Origin of the sequence: Nocardia altamirensis NBRC 108246, from assembly GCF_001612685.1 — a bacterium.
Lineage (GTDB): Bacteria > Actinomycetota > Actinomycetes > Mycobacteriales > Mycobacteriaceae > Nocardia > Nocardia altamirensis.
In genome coordinates this window covers 55,165-71,480 of the sequence record NZ_BDAY01000032.1, presented here as the reverse complement: position 1 = coordinate 71,480, position 16,316 = coordinate 55,165, and the positions used below count along the sequence as shown (strand labels likewise).

General features: G+C 67.3%; 17 protein-coding genes and 1 pseudogene. 3 read left to right on the top strand and 15 right to left on the bottom strand.

Annotated elements, in window-relative coordinates; genetic code table 11:
- From NA11_RS18375 to NA11_RS18350, 10 genes are all read right to left on the bottom strand, one after another.
- Positions 1-1,539, bottom strand: coding sequence for a phage major capsid protein (locus NA11_RS18375; RefSeq protein WP_069163151.1), 1,539 nt, complete (start codon positions 1,537-1,539; stop codon positions 1-3).
- Positions 1,536-1,679 carry a hypothetical protein gene (locus NA11_RS45680; protein ID WP_167837669.1) on the bottom strand — a complete coding sequence of 48 codons (144 nt, stop codon included), beginning with the start codon at positions 1,677-1,679 and terminating at the stop codon, positions 1,536-1,538. Before NA11_RS45680 ends, NA11_RS18375 begins: the two co-directional genes overlap by 4 nt.
- Positions 1,676-2,824 carry a phage portal protein gene (locus NA11_RS18370; protein WP_069163150.1) on the bottom strand — a complete coding sequence of 383 codons (1,149 nt, stop codon included), beginning with the start codon at positions 2,822-2,824 and terminating at the stop codon, positions 1,676-1,678. Before NA11_RS18370 ends, NA11_RS45680 begins: the two co-directional genes overlap by 4 nt.
- 210 nt (positions 2,825-3,034) lie before the next feature.
- On the bottom strand, positions 3,035-4,459 hold the full coding sequence (locus NA11_RS18365; RefSeq protein ID WP_218023331.1) for a terminase large subunit domain-containing protein: 1,425 nt from the start codon (positions 4,457-4,459) through the stop codon (positions 3,035-3,037).
- Entirely contained in the window at positions 4,392-4,745 is a 354-nt protein-coding gene (locus NA11_RS18360) for a terminase small subunit (RefSeq protein WP_141717680.1), read from the bottom strand. Before NA11_RS18360 ends, NA11_RS18365 begins: the two co-directional genes overlap by 68 nt.
- Before the next feature lie 28 nt (positions 4,746-4,773).
- A complete protein-coding gene (locus NA11_RS44860) occupies positions 4,774-5,259 on the bottom strand; it encodes a hypothetical protein (protein ID WP_141717679.1) in 486 nt (161 codons plus the stop codon).
- A 7-nt stretch (positions 5,260-5,266) separates the two neighbouring features.
- Positions 5,267-5,530 carry an HNH endonuclease gene (locus NA11_RS46670; RefSeq protein ID WP_245745932.1) on the bottom strand — a complete coding sequence of 88 codons (264 nt, stop codon included), beginning with the start codon at positions 5,528-5,530 and terminating at the stop codon, positions 5,267-5,269.
- Positions 5,527-5,751 carry a hypothetical protein gene (locus tag NA11_RS46665; protein ID WP_069163147.1) on the bottom strand — a complete coding sequence of 75 codons (225 nt, stop codon included), beginning with the start codon at positions 5,749-5,751 and terminating at the stop codon, positions 5,527-5,529. The genes NA11_RS46670 and NA11_RS46665 overlap by 4 nt, the downstream gene beginning before the upstream one ends.
- Before the next feature lie 500 nt (positions 5,752-6,251).
- Positions 6,252-6,509 carry a hypothetical protein gene (locus tag NA11_RS43960; protein ID WP_084654736.1) on the bottom strand — a complete coding sequence of 86 codons (258 nt, stop codon included), beginning with the start codon at positions 6,507-6,509 and terminating at the stop codon, positions 6,252-6,254.
- 150 nt (positions 6,510-6,659) lie between these two features.
- Positions 6,660-8,291, bottom strand: coding sequence for a recombinase family protein (locus NA11_RS18350; protein WP_084654735.1), 1,632 nt, complete (start codon positions 8,289-8,291; stop codon positions 6,660-6,662).
- An 88-nt stretch (positions 8,292-8,379) separates the two neighbouring features.
- Between NA11_RS18350 and NA11_RS18340 the strand changes: the two are divergent.
- A pseudogene (locus NA11_RS18340) lies at positions 8,380-9,381 on the top strand (TDT family transporter); the annotation flags it as partial.
- A gap of 128 nt (positions 9,382-9,509) precedes the next feature.
- Here NA11_RS18340 and NA11_RS18335 read toward each other — a convergent pair.
- Complete coding sequence (locus NA11_RS18335) at positions 9,510-10,373, bottom strand: RNA polymerase sigma factor (RefSeq protein WP_069163184.1); 864 nt, start codon at positions 10,371-10,373, stop codon at positions 9,510-9,512.
- 148 nt (positions 10,374-10,521) lie between these two features.
- The gene (locus NA11_RS18330; RefSeq protein ID WP_069163143.1) at positions 10,522-11,397 is read right to left on the bottom strand and encodes a haloalkane dehalogenase; all 876 of its coding nucleotides are present in this window, start codon (positions 11,395-11,397) and stop codon (positions 10,522-10,524) included.
- 694 nt (positions 11,398-12,091) lie between these two features.
- On the opposite strand from NA11_RS18330, the gene NA11_RS18325 reads away from it, so the two are divergent.
- The gene (locus NA11_RS18325) at positions 12,092-12,823 is read left to right on the top strand and encodes an HNH endonuclease family protein (RefSeq protein ID WP_069163142.1); all 732 of its coding nucleotides are present in this window, start codon (positions 12,092-12,094) and stop codon (positions 12,821-12,823) included.
- Here the strand turns inward: NA11_RS18325 and NA11_RS18320 are convergent, their stop codons facing one another.
- Positions 12,824-13,843 (bottom strand): zinc-dependent alcohol dehydrogenase family protein, encoded by a 1,020-nt coding sequence (locus tag NA11_RS18320; protein ID WP_069163141.1) that lies wholly within the window; start codon positions 13,841-13,843, stop codon positions 12,824-12,826.
- Positions 13,840-14,283: a hypothetical protein gene (locus tag NA11_RS18315; RefSeq protein WP_069163140.1), complete on the bottom strand. Its 444-nt coding sequence runs from the start codon at positions 14,281-14,283 to the stop codon at positions 13,840-13,842. The genes NA11_RS18320 and NA11_RS18315 overlap by 4 nt, the downstream gene beginning before the upstream one ends.
- A gap of 129 nt (positions 14,284-14,412) precedes the next feature.
- On the opposite strand from NA11_RS18315, the gene NA11_RS18310 reads away from it, so the two are divergent.
- Positions 14,413-15,204 (top strand): helix-turn-helix domain-containing protein, encoded by a 792-nt coding sequence (locus tag NA11_RS18310; protein WP_069163183.1) that lies wholly within the window; start codon positions 14,413-14,415, stop codon positions 15,202-15,204.
- 70 nt (positions 15,205-15,274) lie between these two features.
- Here NA11_RS18310 and NA11_RS18305 read toward each other — a convergent pair whose 3' ends face one another.
- Positions 15,275-16,195 carry a LysR family transcriptional regulator gene (locus NA11_RS18305; RefSeq protein WP_069163139.1) on the bottom strand — a complete coding sequence of 307 codons (921 nt, stop codon included), beginning with the start codon at positions 16,193-16,195 and terminating at the stop codon, positions 15,275-15,277.
- Positions 16,196-16,316: the final 121 nt, after the last annotated feature.

The following is a 16,316-nucleotide window of genomic DNA, read 5'->3' as shown; positions in this document are numbered from 1 at the left end:
CTACGCTGTCGGCGCGGTGATGGTGAGCTTCGCGATGCCCTTGGCGCTGTGGAGCAGTCCGGCGTAGTAGCCGAACAGGGCCCCGTCGCGTCCACCGCGCGCGATGTCGACCGTTTCCACCCGGATCGGTGAGCCAGCCAGTTCATACCAGGTCGCGGCCGGTCGTGCGCCGACAACAACCGTTCCCGCAGGCACGAACTCGGAATCAACGAAGTTCCGGGGATCGATGCCGAGTAGTTCGAGGTAGGCGGGCAGGTTGTCACGGGTGATATCGATCAGCGCCTCGAGGTCGGTCGGGCTGACCAGCACATACGACGCACGGGCACGGGCGTTGAGCTTCAGGAACGTCTTGCCCTTGGCGACTGCTTTCAGCAAGCTCGGCGCGCTACCGGCCGCCGTGGCCGAGCTCATGACGAAACTTGCGGCGCGCTGGTCGGATTCGTACGCGTAGGACTCGGCCATGGCCGCGAAGTAGGACGAGATGAATTCCTGATCGTTGAAATCGAAGAACTTCCTGTCGAGGTCATGCGCCCCAGCAAGGCGTTTGGCTTCCACCGCAACGGTTTCGGTGACGGCTGGACTCGACGGGACTTCGGTCTTGTCGCCCGCGTAATCCTTGACCACCGGGCGGGTCTTCCACCGCCACCCGGTGACCTTCCAGTGGGTGAGTGCGCCGGGGTTGAGCAGCGGCACCACTGCACGTTCGTAGGCGACACCGGACCACACCTCCCCCACCCACCCATCGGGGCTGACCCACGGGTTGGCCGAGCGGGTGATATCGACCAGCGCGGCCGACAGGGTGTTGTCGCCGTGGCGGGCGGCGTGCAGAGTGCTGCACACATCGGCCCAGGACATCGGGCGTGGCTGGGTGCGTGCGGCGTGCAGCCCGTACGGTGCGGCGGCAGCGGCGGACAGGGCAGGTTCGGTGCCGGCGTATCGGGCACCCGATTCGGCCGGCACTGCCCCGGCGGTCGAATCGGCGGTGACCCTATCGGCCGGGAGATCGGTGCTAGCTGTGGTCATGAGGGGTTCCTTCGTTGCGAGAGTGAGGGTTTCATCAGGTCCGGGGCGGGCGGCAGCCACGCTGTGCACGCGGGCATCGGCGAACGCCGGGACCGCGACCAACGCGACGGCCTCGAGCACGGCCGCCACGACGCGGGAGCCGTCGAGGGACAGCTGCACCGCCGAGAGCTCCACCGACAGGGCGTCGCGGATGCCTTCGACGGCATCCGACAGCGCTAGATCGCCGTCGGCGCCCAAACCGACTTTGAACGTCAGCGCCAACCCGGACGGGGTGTCGGTGACGGCGGAGACGTAGCCGACCGGGGTACCGCCCCCGTCGGGCGGGCGGTGGTCGCGGAAAAGCTTGACCCGACGCAGATCACCGGGAATCGTGACCGCGCCCGCTTCCACGGTGACCGGGCCGAGACTGGTGTGCCCCACCACCCCGTAGGGCAGCGCGAGCCCGATGATGATGCGGCGCGCCGCGTCCGCTGACAGGTCGGCGGTAGCGGCGAGGGTGCACAGGGTGCGGCTCATCGGATGTGCTCGGGCCGGTGGCGGGCGGGGGTGTCGTCGGTGAGGGCGTCGACGAGCGCGACCAGCACCCGCACCACCGCGCCGACGATGATCAACGCCAGGCACGCGAGGACGAGCGCCACAACGGCCACCCACATCACGACCGCACCCCCGTAGCAGCGGTGGCGGGGGCCGCGCCCGGTGCGGGGGTGGCATCGGGCGCGGCGGTGGCGGGCCGGGGGCCCGGTCCGCCGTCGTCGGGCACCTGCACGCGCACCGTAGGCCCGACGAAATCCTCTGTGTCGAAAGCGATCCGGGTTCCGCGCGGGACCATGTCGTCCATACCCAAGCGCGCGGAGATCGCCGACATGTACGGGGCCAGCCCGTAATCGACCAGTTCGATGTTGCGGCTCTGCGTGGTCTCATACGTCAACGACGCCGTCGGCCCGGTCGCATCGATCGACGCGGCCGGAATCCCAGCGGCGCGGGCGATATCGACAGCGGCAGCGTTGCGGCCCTCGATCAGCAAATGCCCGTCGGGTGCCCCGTGCTCGCGGAGCTCGATTGCCGAATTCGTATACGCGACACCACCATTGGAGCCGCGCCGCGCGGCGGCCCAGCTGGCGACCAGGGCATCTATCTCCGGTCGCGTCATGGGCGCGTCGGTGGTCTGGTGCAACTCCAAGTTGGCGGCGGGGGTGTCGGCAACCTTGTCGGCGGCGGCGATCAGCTTGGAGGCGTGACGGATCGCGCGTTGAGCGAACCACAACACACCCTCATCCACACCCGGAATCAGGCACACATCGGCGTCGGCGGCCAGTTCCCCGTCCACCACGATCCGCCCGGTGGAATCGAATTCCCAACGCTCCCAAGCAATCCGGCCCGCAGAGATCACCAGGCCCGCACTGTCACGCGTCAGCGCCCACAACGACCACCCGTAAAACAAGAGGTCGTCGACCGTCCACAGCATCCGGTGAAACGGCGACACCGGGCCGTCGGTGCGGTCCAACCACAACGGCTGCTGGCTCAGTAGCGTGTCGGCACGATAGGCGCGCAACGGCATTCGCGCGATGCTGCCCGCGATGATGCGCCGCGCCCGCGCCATCGCGGGCACGCTCATAGCCTCGAGGCGCGTCATCGGCAGAACGTTGTCCAACCCCACCAGATCCGGCCACACCACTTCGTTGAGATGGTTCGGGTAGCGCGAGAACGGCGACGACACTTGCAGCGCGTTCGGCGAATTACGCGCCGCTGCTGCCAGATCGGGCAGCGAGCGAATCGCTTTGAGCGAGGACAGGACTCCCATGCATACGATCTTGCGCAAACCTCTTACGTTCGCGATGAGATGCGACGTGCGCCACGTTCTGTGCGCGTGCCAGCGCGGCCGGATCGTCGTGAGAGTCGCGTACGTGCCGGTGAACCGCCCGGTAGTTCTGGGCTCGAGTTTGACCCGCGAACCGCCACCCGCACTGACACACCGACAACACCATGTGCGCGGTCGCATCAGTAGTGATCTTCATCCGAACACGCTCACCGGGACAGCCGCCGGGGGCGGTTGATGCTCCAAGGCGTACACCGCCAGCGCGGCGGCCTCCAGGCTGGCGATCGAACCGGGCGCACGGCGTGAGAGGGCGAACGCGTCGCCGACCGGGCGTAGCGCGGCGATCTCGGCGGCGGCCGAGAATGCCGGATCGGTGCGGAACCGCAGCCGGATCGGACCGCCGTCGCGGGGATTCAACCTGTCCAGGAGGTTCCCGGCGGCAGCGGTGATGTCACGGGTACCGATCGGCATCAACTCCACACCAAGGCGTCCGAGCTCATCGGCAAGGGTGACCGAGGGTCCGGCCCGGTCGACCGCTAGCCCGTGGTGGCGGTGGGTAGCGGCCAGCTGACGCAACCGGGGTGCCGCCCACGCGGTACCGGGGCGGCATTCGATCAACTCGACGACCGGTAGCCCGTCGACGTGCGCGGCGGCCACGATGGCGGTTTCGCTGCGATCGATCGCCACCGCCGCACCGAACGCCGGACGCACGTCGGCCGGGAACGGCTCGCTGGTCTGGGCTTCCTCCCAGCGCGGAAACAGTCGTTCCCCGGCACCGGTGCGCCGGTTGCCGTACGCGCGAGCGAACTCACCGGGCTTGTCGCCCAACTGATCTCGCGCCCGCCGCAACGCGTCCATATCGATGGTGTGCCCGTAAGCGGGATGGCAGCCAGCCACCACGTCCAGGTCTAGCGGGTCGGCATCCTCGGGTATCGACCACTCGAAATACGCCATGCCCGGATCGCCGTCGCGGCCCCGATCCGAAAGACCGTGAAACCAAGTGGAATTGGCGGTGCCCATGGTCGACAGGACGATGGTCTGGGCACCGGGGCGGGTGGCCTGTGTCGGCACGATGGCTTGCATGAGCGCCGCGCCCTGGGCGTCGTCGAACACCCACCCCTCATCCACATTGTTCAAGTCGCTCTGCTTGCCGTGCAAGGCATCCACCGTCGGCGGGTGCGGACGCAACTCCGAACCGGTCGCGAAGATCGCGCGACTGTCGCCCGCACCCCACTTCACCGTGACCAGCGGTTCCAGCGGCGAACGCAGCAACCTGCCTGCCATCTCCCGCCACTGATCGCGCGCATCCTGCCCGGTCTGGGCGGTGTGCCAGGCACGCTGATTCGACCGAAACAGGCAGCGGTGCACCGCATTTGCCAACACCAACGTCGTTTTGCCGGACTGGCGCGGCACCGAGATCACCACCAGCGAATGCACGAACCGGCCCCGCTCGTCCACCTCCAACGCCACATCGGCGACGTGGCGTTGCCACGGCATCAGCGGTTGCCCCAGTGCCGCACTGACTTTCGCGACGGCAGGGCCGAACGTCGCCCTACTCGGGTCGCGTGGTGTCGCGTACCTGGGTGGCGGTGTCGGCGGCGGCGGGGGTGGCGAGGTCACGTAGCAACTCCTCTAACACGTCGGTCTGGGCGGCGGCCCGCGTCGCCGGGGTCATGCGTAGTTCCTTGAGCGCGTCCAGCACCGGGCCGAGAAGTTTGCTGGGTCCGTAGGGTTTGTTCTGGGATTCGAAGCTGTCCAGCGCCCAAGCGCCAGACCGGATCAGCGTCAGCGCCGCTTCGTCGGCATCACAGAGCGCCTGATCGCGGCGCGCCGCCTCGATCGCGACGGCTACCGCCTTGGCGTGCCGTCCCGGTTCGGTACGCACCACCACATCAGTGGCGGGCAAGCCGGGAAACATCGAATCTTGGCCTTGATCAGGTGATTTGCTGTGTCGTCGAGGCATAATCGGGTCTCCTTCGTTGTCGGTTCACAAGACGGTTCGCTACCCCTGCGGGGTAGGTGTTCCTACCCCGCAGGGGTGGTCGGCCCGGAGAAAGTGGACGGCCCGGCGCGGGGCGTCCGCATGACGGCGCATCAAAAGACCGGGCGGTCTGGGCAATGGTGGGCAGCACTGTGCTATCGATTAGCCGGGCCGCTGCGACACGGCCCGCGTCGGCGGGCCACACGTCCGGACATCCCTGCCCGGCGACGTGGTGGGCGTAGAGGGCTACGCCCTGGGCGCGGGTGAGCAGCAGTTCACCACCGGTCAGCACGGTTGCGGAGTTGTTGTCGTAGACCCGTACGCGGCCCTGTTCGCACGGCCAGACATCCAGCGGCAGTAACCGTGCGGTGGTGCGGGTCAGCCGCCACGCCAGCGGGGCACCGCAGCCCCGGCAGTAGGTCTCGGTGTCGAGTTCCATTGCAGTGCTACCACTCTCGGGATGGGGCCACACGTGCTGCCTGGTAGCGGCGGGAAGCGAACCACTCGTGCAACCACATGTCCCCACGGGCGCTGTTGCAGGACTTGTGCGCCGGGCGCAAGTTGTCCAGGGCATCGCTGCCGCCCTTGCTGCGCGGGATCAGGTGATCGGCAGTAGCCGCGCCGCGCCGACCGCACAGATGACACGTGGTGCCGTAGGTGGCCAGGCACAGCAGCCGCAGCCCCTGCGCCCGACGGCCCGACCAACTCACGACTCCACCCCCACACCGGGCAGGGCGAGCGGGGCCAGGGCAACCGGCGGCGGGCCCAGGTGAGCGGGCGGCGGACCAGGCCGGGACGGGGCCACGACGACACGGCCCGATTCCCCGATCCGATCGGCCGGGGACAGCAGGCCGGGACGGGCCATGTTCGGTGCTGGTGTCAGGTCGACGGGCGTGTTCACGAGATGGTCGGTGGTCATGTATTCGCTCATTTCCGTTGTGGTGCACAGGCATTCGGGTGACGGGTAGAGATCAAGCCTTGCCGGGTAGCCTCCCAGCGCTTGCCTCCCAGTTTTTCCGCCCACCGCCTGCTACCCCAGCGCCGATAGCCCCGCGTCCATCGGGGCGCAAGGCTTTTCGGTATGTCCCACCCCTGCGGGGGATCAATCCAAGGGGGTGAGCCGTACGCCGGTTCGCACGGGATTAGTTGAGTGAGCACATACCGGGGGCAGTCGGTTTACGGCGGACTTGCCAGATAGCGCCGTCGAGATGGCTTATCCGGGGTAGGCATCACCCCGTCCGGTGGTCGGTGCCCAGCCGCTACCGGGACCGGAGTCGGCCGGTATCGGTTGGGAGCCCGGATCATTGCGGCATTCCGCGCATCGCCACACCTCACCGGTAGGCAATCGCGGAACGCGAGCGCGCGGGTGGTAAGGGCGGCGACACAGAGGGCAGCGCGGAAGCGGAGTGTTTCGAGAGGTGGGGCGCGGTGTCATGGCTTCACTCCGCGTGAGCGGCGGCGAGGTCCGGACGCGCCGAGCAGCACGGCCACTTTGGCGATCGTCTCAGGGTCTCGAATGACGACCGGAACCCCCTGTGCGGCACAGCTTTTGGTCAACCACGCCCGGAACTGGTCCTCAGTACACGGAAGCTCGGGTAGCCCGCTGTTTTCGTGGCCTTCGGGCCGCGACCCGGCAGCGGGCGCGGCGCGGCGTGCCCGCTTGGTGACCTTGCGGTCTAGCTGTTCCATACGGAACAGAATAAGGTCCGTTTAGACCTGTTGCAACCCTCAGTGGACCGTTCTGACCGGTATGTCTCGGTCGCTGGGGGTATCGCGGCACGCCGGGAACAGCGAAAGGGCCGACCCGAAAGCTTCGGGTCGGCCCTTCGGGGGAACGAGTCAGATTCGCCAGACCGGGTGAACGCGGTCGGTGTCGAGCGAACGCGCCCCCAGCTTGCCGGGGGTGATCACCGCATGGTCGAGCACTGCCTTGATGATCGCCTGCCGCCGGTCGATACTCAGGTCGGGCCATTCCCGCCCCAGGGCCTCACCACGGCCGATGATCTCGACAACCTCGGTTGTCTGGGTCGCCTGCGCTATCTTGCGTCGGTTGCCGTCCAGCCGTGACTCGATCTCATCGCGCAGAACAAGCCACTCGGCCATAGTGATCCGGCGCGCGGCCTTCATGTGCGCAAGCTGCTTGAGTTCGGCTTGATCTTCATCCACCTGCCGGGACAACTCCGCCAAATTCTTATTCGCCTCGGCCTTTCCGGCGATAGCGGCGGCCAGATCCACCGAATCCAGCCGTGCCAGTGCAGCATTGACCAGCAGGCTCTCTACCTGTTCGGCAACAACCGTCAGCCGACCACATGCCCCGTCACCCGGCCCGGATTGGCACACATATCGACGCACTCGCTTCTTAGAGCCGCCCTTATCCTTCTTAGAAACGCCTTTTACCTGGGACTGAAGACGCTCTTCGCATCTCCCGCACCGAAGCAGACCCGCCAGCACGTAGCGTTGCGGCGCGCGGGTGCGGCTGTATTTCTTTTCCGCAGGTTTCGCTAGCACCCGATCGCGCTCCTCGGGGGAAATGATCCCCTCCCACACCGCACGACCGATGACCTCACCTCCGTACTCGCTCAGCCCTGCGATTCGCGGTGAACGCAGAATTGAGTTCACTGTCTGATACCGCCATGGCCCTCCCGTAACTGTCTTCTTCCCGCTCTCGTTCATCCATCGCGTAATGGAACGCACCGCCTCTCCGGCCACGAAGCGGCGTACGGCCTCACGAATTACCTCGGCTTCATCAGCTTTGATCGTCACCCGGTCGGCCTCATATCCGTACGGGCGGCTACCCCCCGTATTGGGCTGGCCCATCCGCGCCCGCTGCTCGCACTTCTCGCGAAGCTTCTTCGCTTTCAGACGTGAATCCTTCTCCGCAAATGCAGCTTTGATCGTAGCCATGATCTGGCCGTCCATATCGTGCAAATCGGTCGGCGTACCACTGGAACCAACTAGATAGCGACAATTAGATACCCGGCACAGCTGCTCGAACGCAATATAGTCGGCGCGGTCACGGTGCAGGCGATCTTGATCCTGCATGATCACAGCCTGCACGTCCCCAGCTGCAATATCTTCCAACAACCGGTCGTATTCAGGGCGCGCCTTCTTCCGTCGTCCCTTGACGTCACGGGAGGCGGTTACCGAATTGTCGCAGTAGATTTCACCAATTCTCCACCTCAGATTTTCGGCGGTGCGCACACCCATCACGAGTTGACGTTTCACGCCCAAGGCTTGGCCGTGGGTCGCATCGTCGCGGGCGACACCTGCGGCGGTGCGGGCGGTGTCCTGGGACATGCGGAGCACGACTGCGGCGCAATCAATATCACCGCCAGGTTCGATGGGGTACGCCGCGAGAATCGCGCGGGCACGATCGAGGAACGCCAACAGTTCGGCATCGGTGGTGATCACGTCACCTTCGAGTGCTTCGATCGCTTCGGATAGTCGGGTACGAGTCGCGGACGCGGTCATCGTGTCGGGCCTCCTTCATCTTCGTAGGCCGAATCCCCATGTCAGCCTACCTATTTAGAGGTGATGCTAACGCAGCGTCGCCAACGCCGCGGTCACCTTGCCGCTGCAACTTCCCGGACTGCGCGGTGCGGCCACTGTCGTCTGGGCGCTGGCCGCCGCCGCACTCGTTGCGGTGAGCGTGGCGTGGCTCGCGCATCGAATCCGATTCGCCGACACCGCCCGCGACCATCGCGAGCACCCGGTGATGTCGCAGTTCTTCGGCGCACCGCCGATGGCACTGCTGACCGTCGGTGGCGGCACCCTGCTGCTGGGCGGCGACGTGCTCGGGATGCCCGCCGCGGTGGCGATCGACTGGGTGCTCTGGACCGCGGGCACCGCACTCGGACTGCTGACCGCCTTCGCCATCCCCTACCGGATGTTCACCAGGCACCAGGTCGCACCCGATGCCGCCTTCGGCGGCTGGCTGATGCCGGTGGTGCCGCCGATGGTGTCGGCGACCATGGGCGCGCTGCTCATCCCGCACACCCCTGCGGGCCAGCCGCGACTGACCATGCTTGTGCTCTGCTTCGCCATGTTCGGCCTCAGCCTGTTCGCCGCGCTGATCATCATTGCGATGATCTGGTCCCGCCTCGTGCATCACGGCACTCCCCCAGCGGGCATGGTCCCCACGCTGTGGATCGTGCTCGGCCCGCTCGGCCAATCGGTCACCGCCGCAGGACTACTCGCCACCGCGGCCCCGGCCGTGCTGCCAGGCAGCTACGCCAACGGCATGCTGGTCTTCTCGGTGATCTTCGGCATCGCCACCTGGGGCTTCGCCATGCTGTGGTTGCTGCTTGCGCTCGCCGTCACGGTAAAGACCGCCCGCGCAGGCGAGTTGCGCTTCACCCTGACCTGGTGGGGCTTCACCTTCCCGGTCGGCACCTGCGTCACCGGCAGCACCGTCCTCTATACCCACACCGGGGCAGACCTTTTCGCGATCGTCGCAGTCACCCTGTTCACCACGCTGGTCGCCGCCTGGGCAGTAGTGGCGACCCACACCCTCCGCGGCATCCTGACCGGCGCACTCCTACACCCCACTCCCGCAACCTAACCCCCAGTCCCGCGCGGTCCCACAAACCCTGTCGACTATTCACAGAGGGCGCAACCTCTGTGAATAGTGCTGAGTCTCTGTGATTCCTGCGTGGGCCGTTGTGTACCGGTCGGACCGCGCAGTGGAGCTCAATCCAGGAGGGGGAAGCGGCCTGAGTTCAGTAGACCGGCGATTGCGTCCATCTTCGCCTGCGGCGCAGCGTAATCGGGGTGGGCCCTGAGTACTGCCGCTGCGTCGTGGAGCTGGATCATCTGTTCTTCGGCCTTGACGGCGGTGCGGCCGCCCGGCGTGACCGGATGGCGGGCGAAGGTCGGCTTGCGCGGATCGACCCGGCCGAGTTCGACCGCCTTGTCGATGCGACGCGAGCAGCGGCAGAACGCCTTCGAGTCGGCGAGACCGCAGGTCGACGTGAGGAAGGTGCCGAGGCGTTTCTTGGCGCGCTCCAAGCGCTTTCGATACGCAGCCGGGGTGATGTCGAGGATCCAGGCCGCGTCGGTGGAGTTCATCTCGAACACGTCGCCGAGCACGAACGCGACGCGCTCGTCGCGGGCCAGGCATTGCAGCATGGCCTGCGAGCAGTTCAGTCTGACCTCGGTGGCCAGCAGCGTCGCCTCCGGGCCGCGGTAGTCCTCCTCGGCAAGGCCGTCGGCCAAGCCCTCGCGGTAGGTGTCCAAGCTCAGCTGCGCCGCCTCCTGTGGTGTTTGCCGTTTCAAGTTCAGCAGATAGTTGACGCCGATCCGATACGCCCAGGTGGTCAGCCGCGCCTCGGCCCGCCAGGTGCCGAGATGGCCGAGCACCCGCAGCAGGATCTCCTGCGTCGCGTCCTCGGCTTCGGCGGGCCGCCACACCATGCGCAACGCCAGCCGATACAGCGGATCCTGCAGCAGGCGCACCACATCGGCGATCGCGGCCCGATCACCCGCCACGGCGCGTCCGACCAGTTCCCGCTCTTCGGCCAGGATCTGCTCGCTCGCTACCGCGTCCACACTCATCCAGCCATCCTTCGATGACCGGTCGGCTCGTGCAAGGTGAATTCGGCCGCGGCCGAGCCGCCCGGCGCAGCATGCGTCCGGACGGCTCGAGGCAGCGTTCACCGCGGCCGCGTCGGTTGGACCGATCGACCCGCGGCCGGCGACCGCCTCAGGATGCTGCGGCCGTCGCATCGAGGAGCGCATGCCTGCGCAGCCAGCCCGCGACCGCGGCCCCGATCTCGTCCGGCCGGTCCTCGGGCACGTGATGCCCGGCAGGCCCGATCGGCGCGACCTCGGCGCTCGCGAACGTGCTTGCCGCCCAGTCGATCGTCTCGGGCGACCCCATGCCGATTCCGTTCTCCAGCGCCATCAGCAGCTTGGGCACCTCGGGTGTCCGCGCTGCCCACTCCCCGTAGTTCCGCACGATCGCCACCACGTCCTCGGGCACCCCGTCCAGCGGGAATTCGCGCGGCCACACCAACATCGGCTTGCGGGATTCCGGGGTCGGGTAGGGCGCGCGGTAGACATCGTGATCCTCGGGCGACAGGTTCACCACACCGTGGGGCAGGTTGAATTCGATGAACGTATTCTCCGCCAACACCATTCGCTCCCCCTCCGCGCCGCGGAACTTCCGGAACAGCTCCTCGCCGAGCGGCGGGAGTTCCGCCAAGCGCATCGGGCGCAGGAAGGTCTCGACCAGGGCGATGCCGCGCACCCGGCCGGGATGGCGGGCGGCGAAGTCCAGGCCGAGCGCGCCGCCCCAGTCGTGTCCGACGATGACCACCTGGTCCAGACCGAGCGCGTCGAACCACGCATCCAGGTAGCGGGCGTGGTCGATGAACCGGTAGCCGATATCGGGCTTGCCGGACTCGCCCATGCCGACGAGATCTGGCGCCAGCGCCCTGGTCTGGTCGGTGACGTGCGGAATCACGTTGCGCCACAGGTGCGACGAGGTGGGGTTGCCGTGCAGGAACACCACCGGGATCGCGCCGGTGCCCACGTCGCGGTAGTTGAGGAACGAGTCGAGAACGTCGACGGTAGCCATGATCTGTCCTTCCGAGGTCCGGCGTTGTTGCCTTCACCCGGTTGGACACACCGATGCGCGCCACTGTGACCGGCGAGAACGTGACGCTCGTCACGCATTTCGAGCGACCTCGGGCACCTCGCACGCACATCGCCGGACCCGCTATTGACCGGCACATCCGTATGCATCCAGTAGGTATTCGTAGGTATGACCCGCCAGTCTGAAATGAACCTGAGAATACGACCGAATCAGGACCATCGGCTTGCCAAGGCCGTGTCCCGTTATCTACTGTCCTAATACGTAAGAAGCAGCGCGATCGAGACGGAGAAACACGGTGCACAGGCGAGAGGCGAATCCCCAGTCGCGGGACCAACTCTCGACAGACACCGATCGAATCCCGATCCGCCCCTGATCATCACGAGCGAGTTCGCCCGCTGCGCGGCTCGACATCCCGGGACCTCCCTCATCAGTCCTGTGCTGTCGACCAGTGCGGAATCGGACTAGACAACCTCTCCGCGTCCCCGCGCGAAGCCGGTCGTCCTCCCTCGTGATCACGCCACCCCCGAGTCGGCGCCGGCACGGCGACTCGGGGGTGGTGTCATGTCCAGCCCACTTGGCTGTGCGGAACGTCATACCCGGCAATCACTTCCATAACGTCAAGCTCCGGATACGTTGGCGCCCGTTATAGTTCAGGTGGTTGGCGTTAGGAAGCTCGATGAAGTTCACAGCACAGCGAATCGCCCTGATCGGGTTGACCATCGCGACATTCATCGGAGCTTCTTACTATCTCGTCAACCGGGCCGAGAACCCGAGAGCCAGCGCCCAATGCACCACCGGATCCGCGCAGGTCTGCGCCGAAGCACCGGCCAGCGTCCCAAGCCGCGAGGCGCTCGCGCTGCTCGACACGCTGCGGGTCGCCGGGCGCGCGCCCAAAACCGGTTACAGCCGTGAGGAATTCGGTCCCGCCTGGTCCGACGATGTCTCGGTGCCCGGCGGCCACAACAAGTGCGACACCCGCAACGACATCCTGCAGCGGGACCTGACGGAGGTCACCTTCAAGGACAACAGCAAGTGTGTCGTCGCCACCGGCACCCTGAACGACCCCTACACCGGCAAGACCATCCACTTCGTCCGCGGCCCGAAGACCTCCGACGATGTGCAGATCGACCACGTCATCGCGCTGTCGGATGCCTGGCAGAAAGGCGCGCAGCAGCTTTCGGCCGACCGCCGCCGTGACCTGGCCAACGATCCGCTGAACCTGCAGGCCGTCGACGGACCGACCAACCAGTCCAAGAGCGACTCCGACGCCGCGACCTGGTTGCCGCCGAACAAGGGTTACCGCTGCGCGTACCTGACCAGGCAGATCCAGGTCAAGGTGACCTACACGCTCTGGGTGACCCAGGCCGAGAAGGACGTCATGGCACGGGAACTCAGCACCTGCCCGTGATCACGGCATGGTGACAACGACCTTGCCGAACGGGTTGCCGTCGCGGAAGTGCCGGTAGGCGGCCGCCGCCTCGTCCAGCGGAAAAGTGCGATCGATGACGGGGCGCAGCCGATGCTCGGTGACGGCCCGGTTCATCGCCTCGAAGTCGGTTCTGCTGCCGACGGCGATCCGGCGGATCGCGAGATAGGGCCCGACGAACGGATTCTCGAACTGCCGACCGTCCGGCAGCTCGGCCGCGCCGATCATGGTGATCATCGCGTTGTAGCCCGCAGACCGCACCGAGGTCGCCAGCGTCGGCAGCCCGACCGCCTCGACCACGTGCTCGACACCGTGACCGTCGGTGAGCTCGAGCACCGCGGCGTCCCAGTCCGGTGTCGCGGTGCGGTCGATGACCTCGTCCGCACCGAGCTTGCGCAGCCGCTCGGCCTTGTCCGGGCTCGAGGTGATCGAAATGACCCTGGCGCCGAGCATTTTCGCGTGCTGCACGGCGAACAGCGCGACCGTCCCGCTACCGACGGTCAGCACCGACGCGCCGGGCGCCACCGGCACCGGCTTCGTCAGCGCCGACCAGGCGACCACGCCTGCGCAGGTCAGCGTGGCCGCTTCGACATCGGTGAGGTGGGCGGGCACGTGCACCACCGAATCCTGCTCGAGCACCGCGTAAGTCGCGAGCATCCCGTCGAAGGTGGCGCCGTACTGCTCGACGACCTGCGGCAGCCGCTGCGGTCCGTCGATCCACCGGACGAAATAGGTACCGGTCACCCGATCGCCGAGCACGGCCCGAGTCACGGTGTCCCCGACCGCGATCACCTCGCCGACACCATCGGAGAGCGGGACGATCCCCGGTGTGGCAGGCAGCGGATAGGTGCCGTCCATCAGCATCAGATCCCGCCGGTTGAGCGAGGCCGCCCTGACCCGGATCACCACCTGATTCGGTCCCGGCCGCGGAACTTCTTGCGGCACAGTGGTCAGACCGTCGAGGCCACGCATCGGCTCTAGCCGATAGGCGATGCCACTCATCGCACACCCTCGATGAACTGGTGATCGGTCAGGATGCGTCCCTCGTCATCGAGGCCGATGACGTCGAAACCGCCGCCCGCGATCGAACCGTCGGCTTTCGTCACCATCGTCCAGGTCACGCCGACGAGTCCGGCGGGCAGCCGGGTCGCGGCAGGCACGGCGAACGCGTATTCGCCTGACTCGATGAACATCTCGAACGCGCGGGTCACCCTGCGCTCCAGCGCGTCATGGCCGCGCACCTCCAGCGCGGGCAGCGCGAACTGCAGGTTCTCGACCTGCTCGCGCATCTCCACCGGCGGGTCGACCAGGGTCTGGGTCGCGGTGGGCGCCCAGAGCTCTCGGATCTGCTTGCGCCTGACCTCAGCGTCGGACTCGTTCCACAGTGCCGCGAACTGCTCGGCGAAGCGGGCCAGTTCGGTGTCGTTCAGTTGCTTGCTCATGGGACAGAGTTTTGCGAGCGCGACGATTCCGCGCGATTCCCAGCAGGGAATAGCCGAATCATGCCGCGGCTGCTTGCTCATACCCTCCGCGGAATCGCGCAGCCGTCCGTGCCCGGCCAGACTGAGCGCATGACAACGGTGATCGAGGCCGCCGGGTTCGCCCGCCAGCTCAAGCATTGGCGCACGCTGCGCCGGGTCAGCCAGCTCGACCTGGCGATCAAAGCAGACACCACGCAGCGGCATCTGAGCTTCCTGGAACAGGGCCGATCGCGCCCTGGTCGCACCATGGTGGTGCGGCTCGCCGAATCACTCGACCTGTCGCTGCGGGAACGCAACGGGCTGCTGCTCGCGGCAGGCTTCGCGCCCGCCTTCCCCGAGTCCACTTTGGACACACCGGAATTGGCGCCGGTGCGGGAGGCATTGCGCAGCATCCTCGACGGTCACCAGCCCTACCCCGCGCTGGTCGTCCGGCCGTACGGCATCCTGTTCGCCGCCAACGCGGCCTTCGAGGTGCTCACCGAGGGCGCCGCGCCCGAACTGCTGGAACCACCGGTCAACGTGCTTCGCCTCGCGCTCCATCCGGCGGGCCTCGCACGGCGCGTGATCAACCTGCCGGAGTGGGGGCGCCACGTCACCGAGGCGCTGCACGCCCGCGTCGCGCGCAGCCCAGATCCGGCACTCGACGAGCTGATCGCCGAGCTGGAAACCTATCTCCCCCAAGCCGATCCGGGACCGAACCACCTCGGCTTCGCGGTGCCGCTCCGACTACGCAGCGACGACGGTGAACTGCGACTGATCACCACCCTCACCTCCTTCGCCACCGCCGTCGACATCACCCTCGCCGAGCTGCACCTGGAAGCATTCCTGCCCGCCGACGCCCAAACCGCGGAAATCCTGCGCACCCGCGCCACGCGCACCTGACTTCGGGGGACACCGAACCAGCCGCTGGGGGCACAGGCTGGGACTTCGACACAGGCTCCAGGCTTGCCGACTACCAGTTTCGGGCCGCAGCGCGCAGCGTTGTGCATACCAGGTCGACGTGGGGGCGGGTGCTCGTGCCGGGGCGGCGGACCAGGAAGCCGGTGTTGATCGGCGGGTCCGGCGGCTCGAGCAGGGCCACCAGTCGGCCCGAATCAAGCTGTGCCGCAACGAGGTAGCGCGGCAGCACGCTGATGCCTGCACCTGCCGTCACCGCGGCGGCGACCGCGCGCAGGTCAGCGACGACCACGGACGCCTCGCCGATCAGTCGGATCCCGAACACATGGCGCCAATACCGCCGCAGGATCGGCAGCTCGCCCGCGTAGCTGACCAGCGGCACCCCGGCCAGCACGCCGGGGCCCGCCTGCAGCCGCGCGGTATCGATGCGTGCGGCCACTTCGGGTGCGGCGACCAGGACGAACTCCTCGTCGGACAGCGGCTCGGCCAGCACGGTCCGGCCCCGCGGCCGCATGGTCGACACCACCAGGTCGTAGGTCCCAGCGCGCAGCCCGGCCAGCAGATCCTCTGAAAGCCCGGCCGTCACGGTCAGCCGCACGCCACGCTCGATCAGCGGCGCGAGCGCGGGAAGCGCCTGCACCGCAAGCATTTCCGCGGGCCCGGCGAGCCGGACCGGCGGCTGCGGCACCGACTCTGTCGCGACGGACCGCCCGGCGACGGCAGTCAACGCGTCCAACGGCTCCGCGATGCGCGCCGCCAACTCGGCCGCCGCCGCGGTCGGCGCGACGCCACGCGGCAGCCGCTCGAACAACCGCCCGAGCCGCTTCTCCAGTGCCTGCAACTGCGCCGTCACGGTCGGCTGAGACAACCCGATCAGCCGCGCACCAGCGGTGATCGACCCCGCCCTGTACACGGCCAGAAACGTGCGCAACTGATTCAGATCCAGACTGCTGCCATCGGAATCCCTATCGCTCACCCCACCACTCTATTACTCCCCCGATCCGCCCACCGCGGCCCGTTCGGGCAGTCTCTAGCCACCGAGCAACACGTGGATGCCGCCGCCGACACCTCAACGAACTGCACCCGTCTGTCAGTGG

Coding starts and splice junctions, on each gene's coding strand:
- NA11_RS18350 (WP_084654735.1), bottom strand. CDS start 8,291: ATGACCGCGTCCGCGACTCGTACCCGACTATCCGAAGCGATCGAAGCA.
- NA11_RS18375 (WP_069163151.1), bottom strand. CDS start 1,539: ATGAGCCGCACCCTGTGCACCCTCGCCGCTACCGCCGACCTGTCAGCG.
- NA11_RS18370 (WP_069163150.1), bottom strand. CDS start 2,824: ATGGGAGTCCTGTCCTCGCTCAAAGCGATTCGCTCGCTGCCCGATCTG.
- NA11_RS18330 (WP_069163143.1), bottom strand. CDS start 11,397: ATGGCTACCGTCGACGTTCTCGACTCGTTCCTCAACTACCGCGACGTG.
- NA11_RS18310 (WP_069163183.1), top strand. CDS start 14,413: ATGACAACGGTGATCGAGGCCGCCGGGTTCGCCCGCCAGCTCAAGCAT.
- NA11_RS18325 (WP_069163142.1), top strand. CDS start 12,092: ATGAAGTTCACAGCACAGCGAATCGCCCTGATCGGGTTGACCATCGCG.
- NA11_RS18315 (WP_069163140.1), bottom strand. CDS start 14,283: ATGAGCAAGCAACTGAACGACACCGAACTGGCCCGCTTCGCCGAGCAG.
- NA11_RS18320 (WP_069163141.1), bottom strand. CDS start 13,843: ATGAGTGGCATCGCCTATCGGCTAGAGCCGATGCGTGGCCTCGACGGT.
- NA11_RS43960 (WP_084654736.1), bottom strand. CDS start 6,509: ATGGAACAGCTAGACCGCAAGGTCACCAAGCGGGCACGCCGCGCCGCG.
- NA11_RS18335 (WP_069163184.1), bottom strand. CDS start 10,373: ATGAGTGTGGACGCGGTAGCGAGCGAGCAGATCCTGGCCGAAGAGCGG.
- NA11_RS44860 (WP_141717679.1), bottom strand. CDS start 5,259: ATGGAACTCGACACCGAGACCTACTGCCGGGGCTGCGGTGCCCCGCTG.
- NA11_RS46665 (WP_069163147.1), bottom strand. CDS start 5,751: ATGAGCGAATACATGACCACCGACCATCTCGTGAACACGCCCGTCGAC.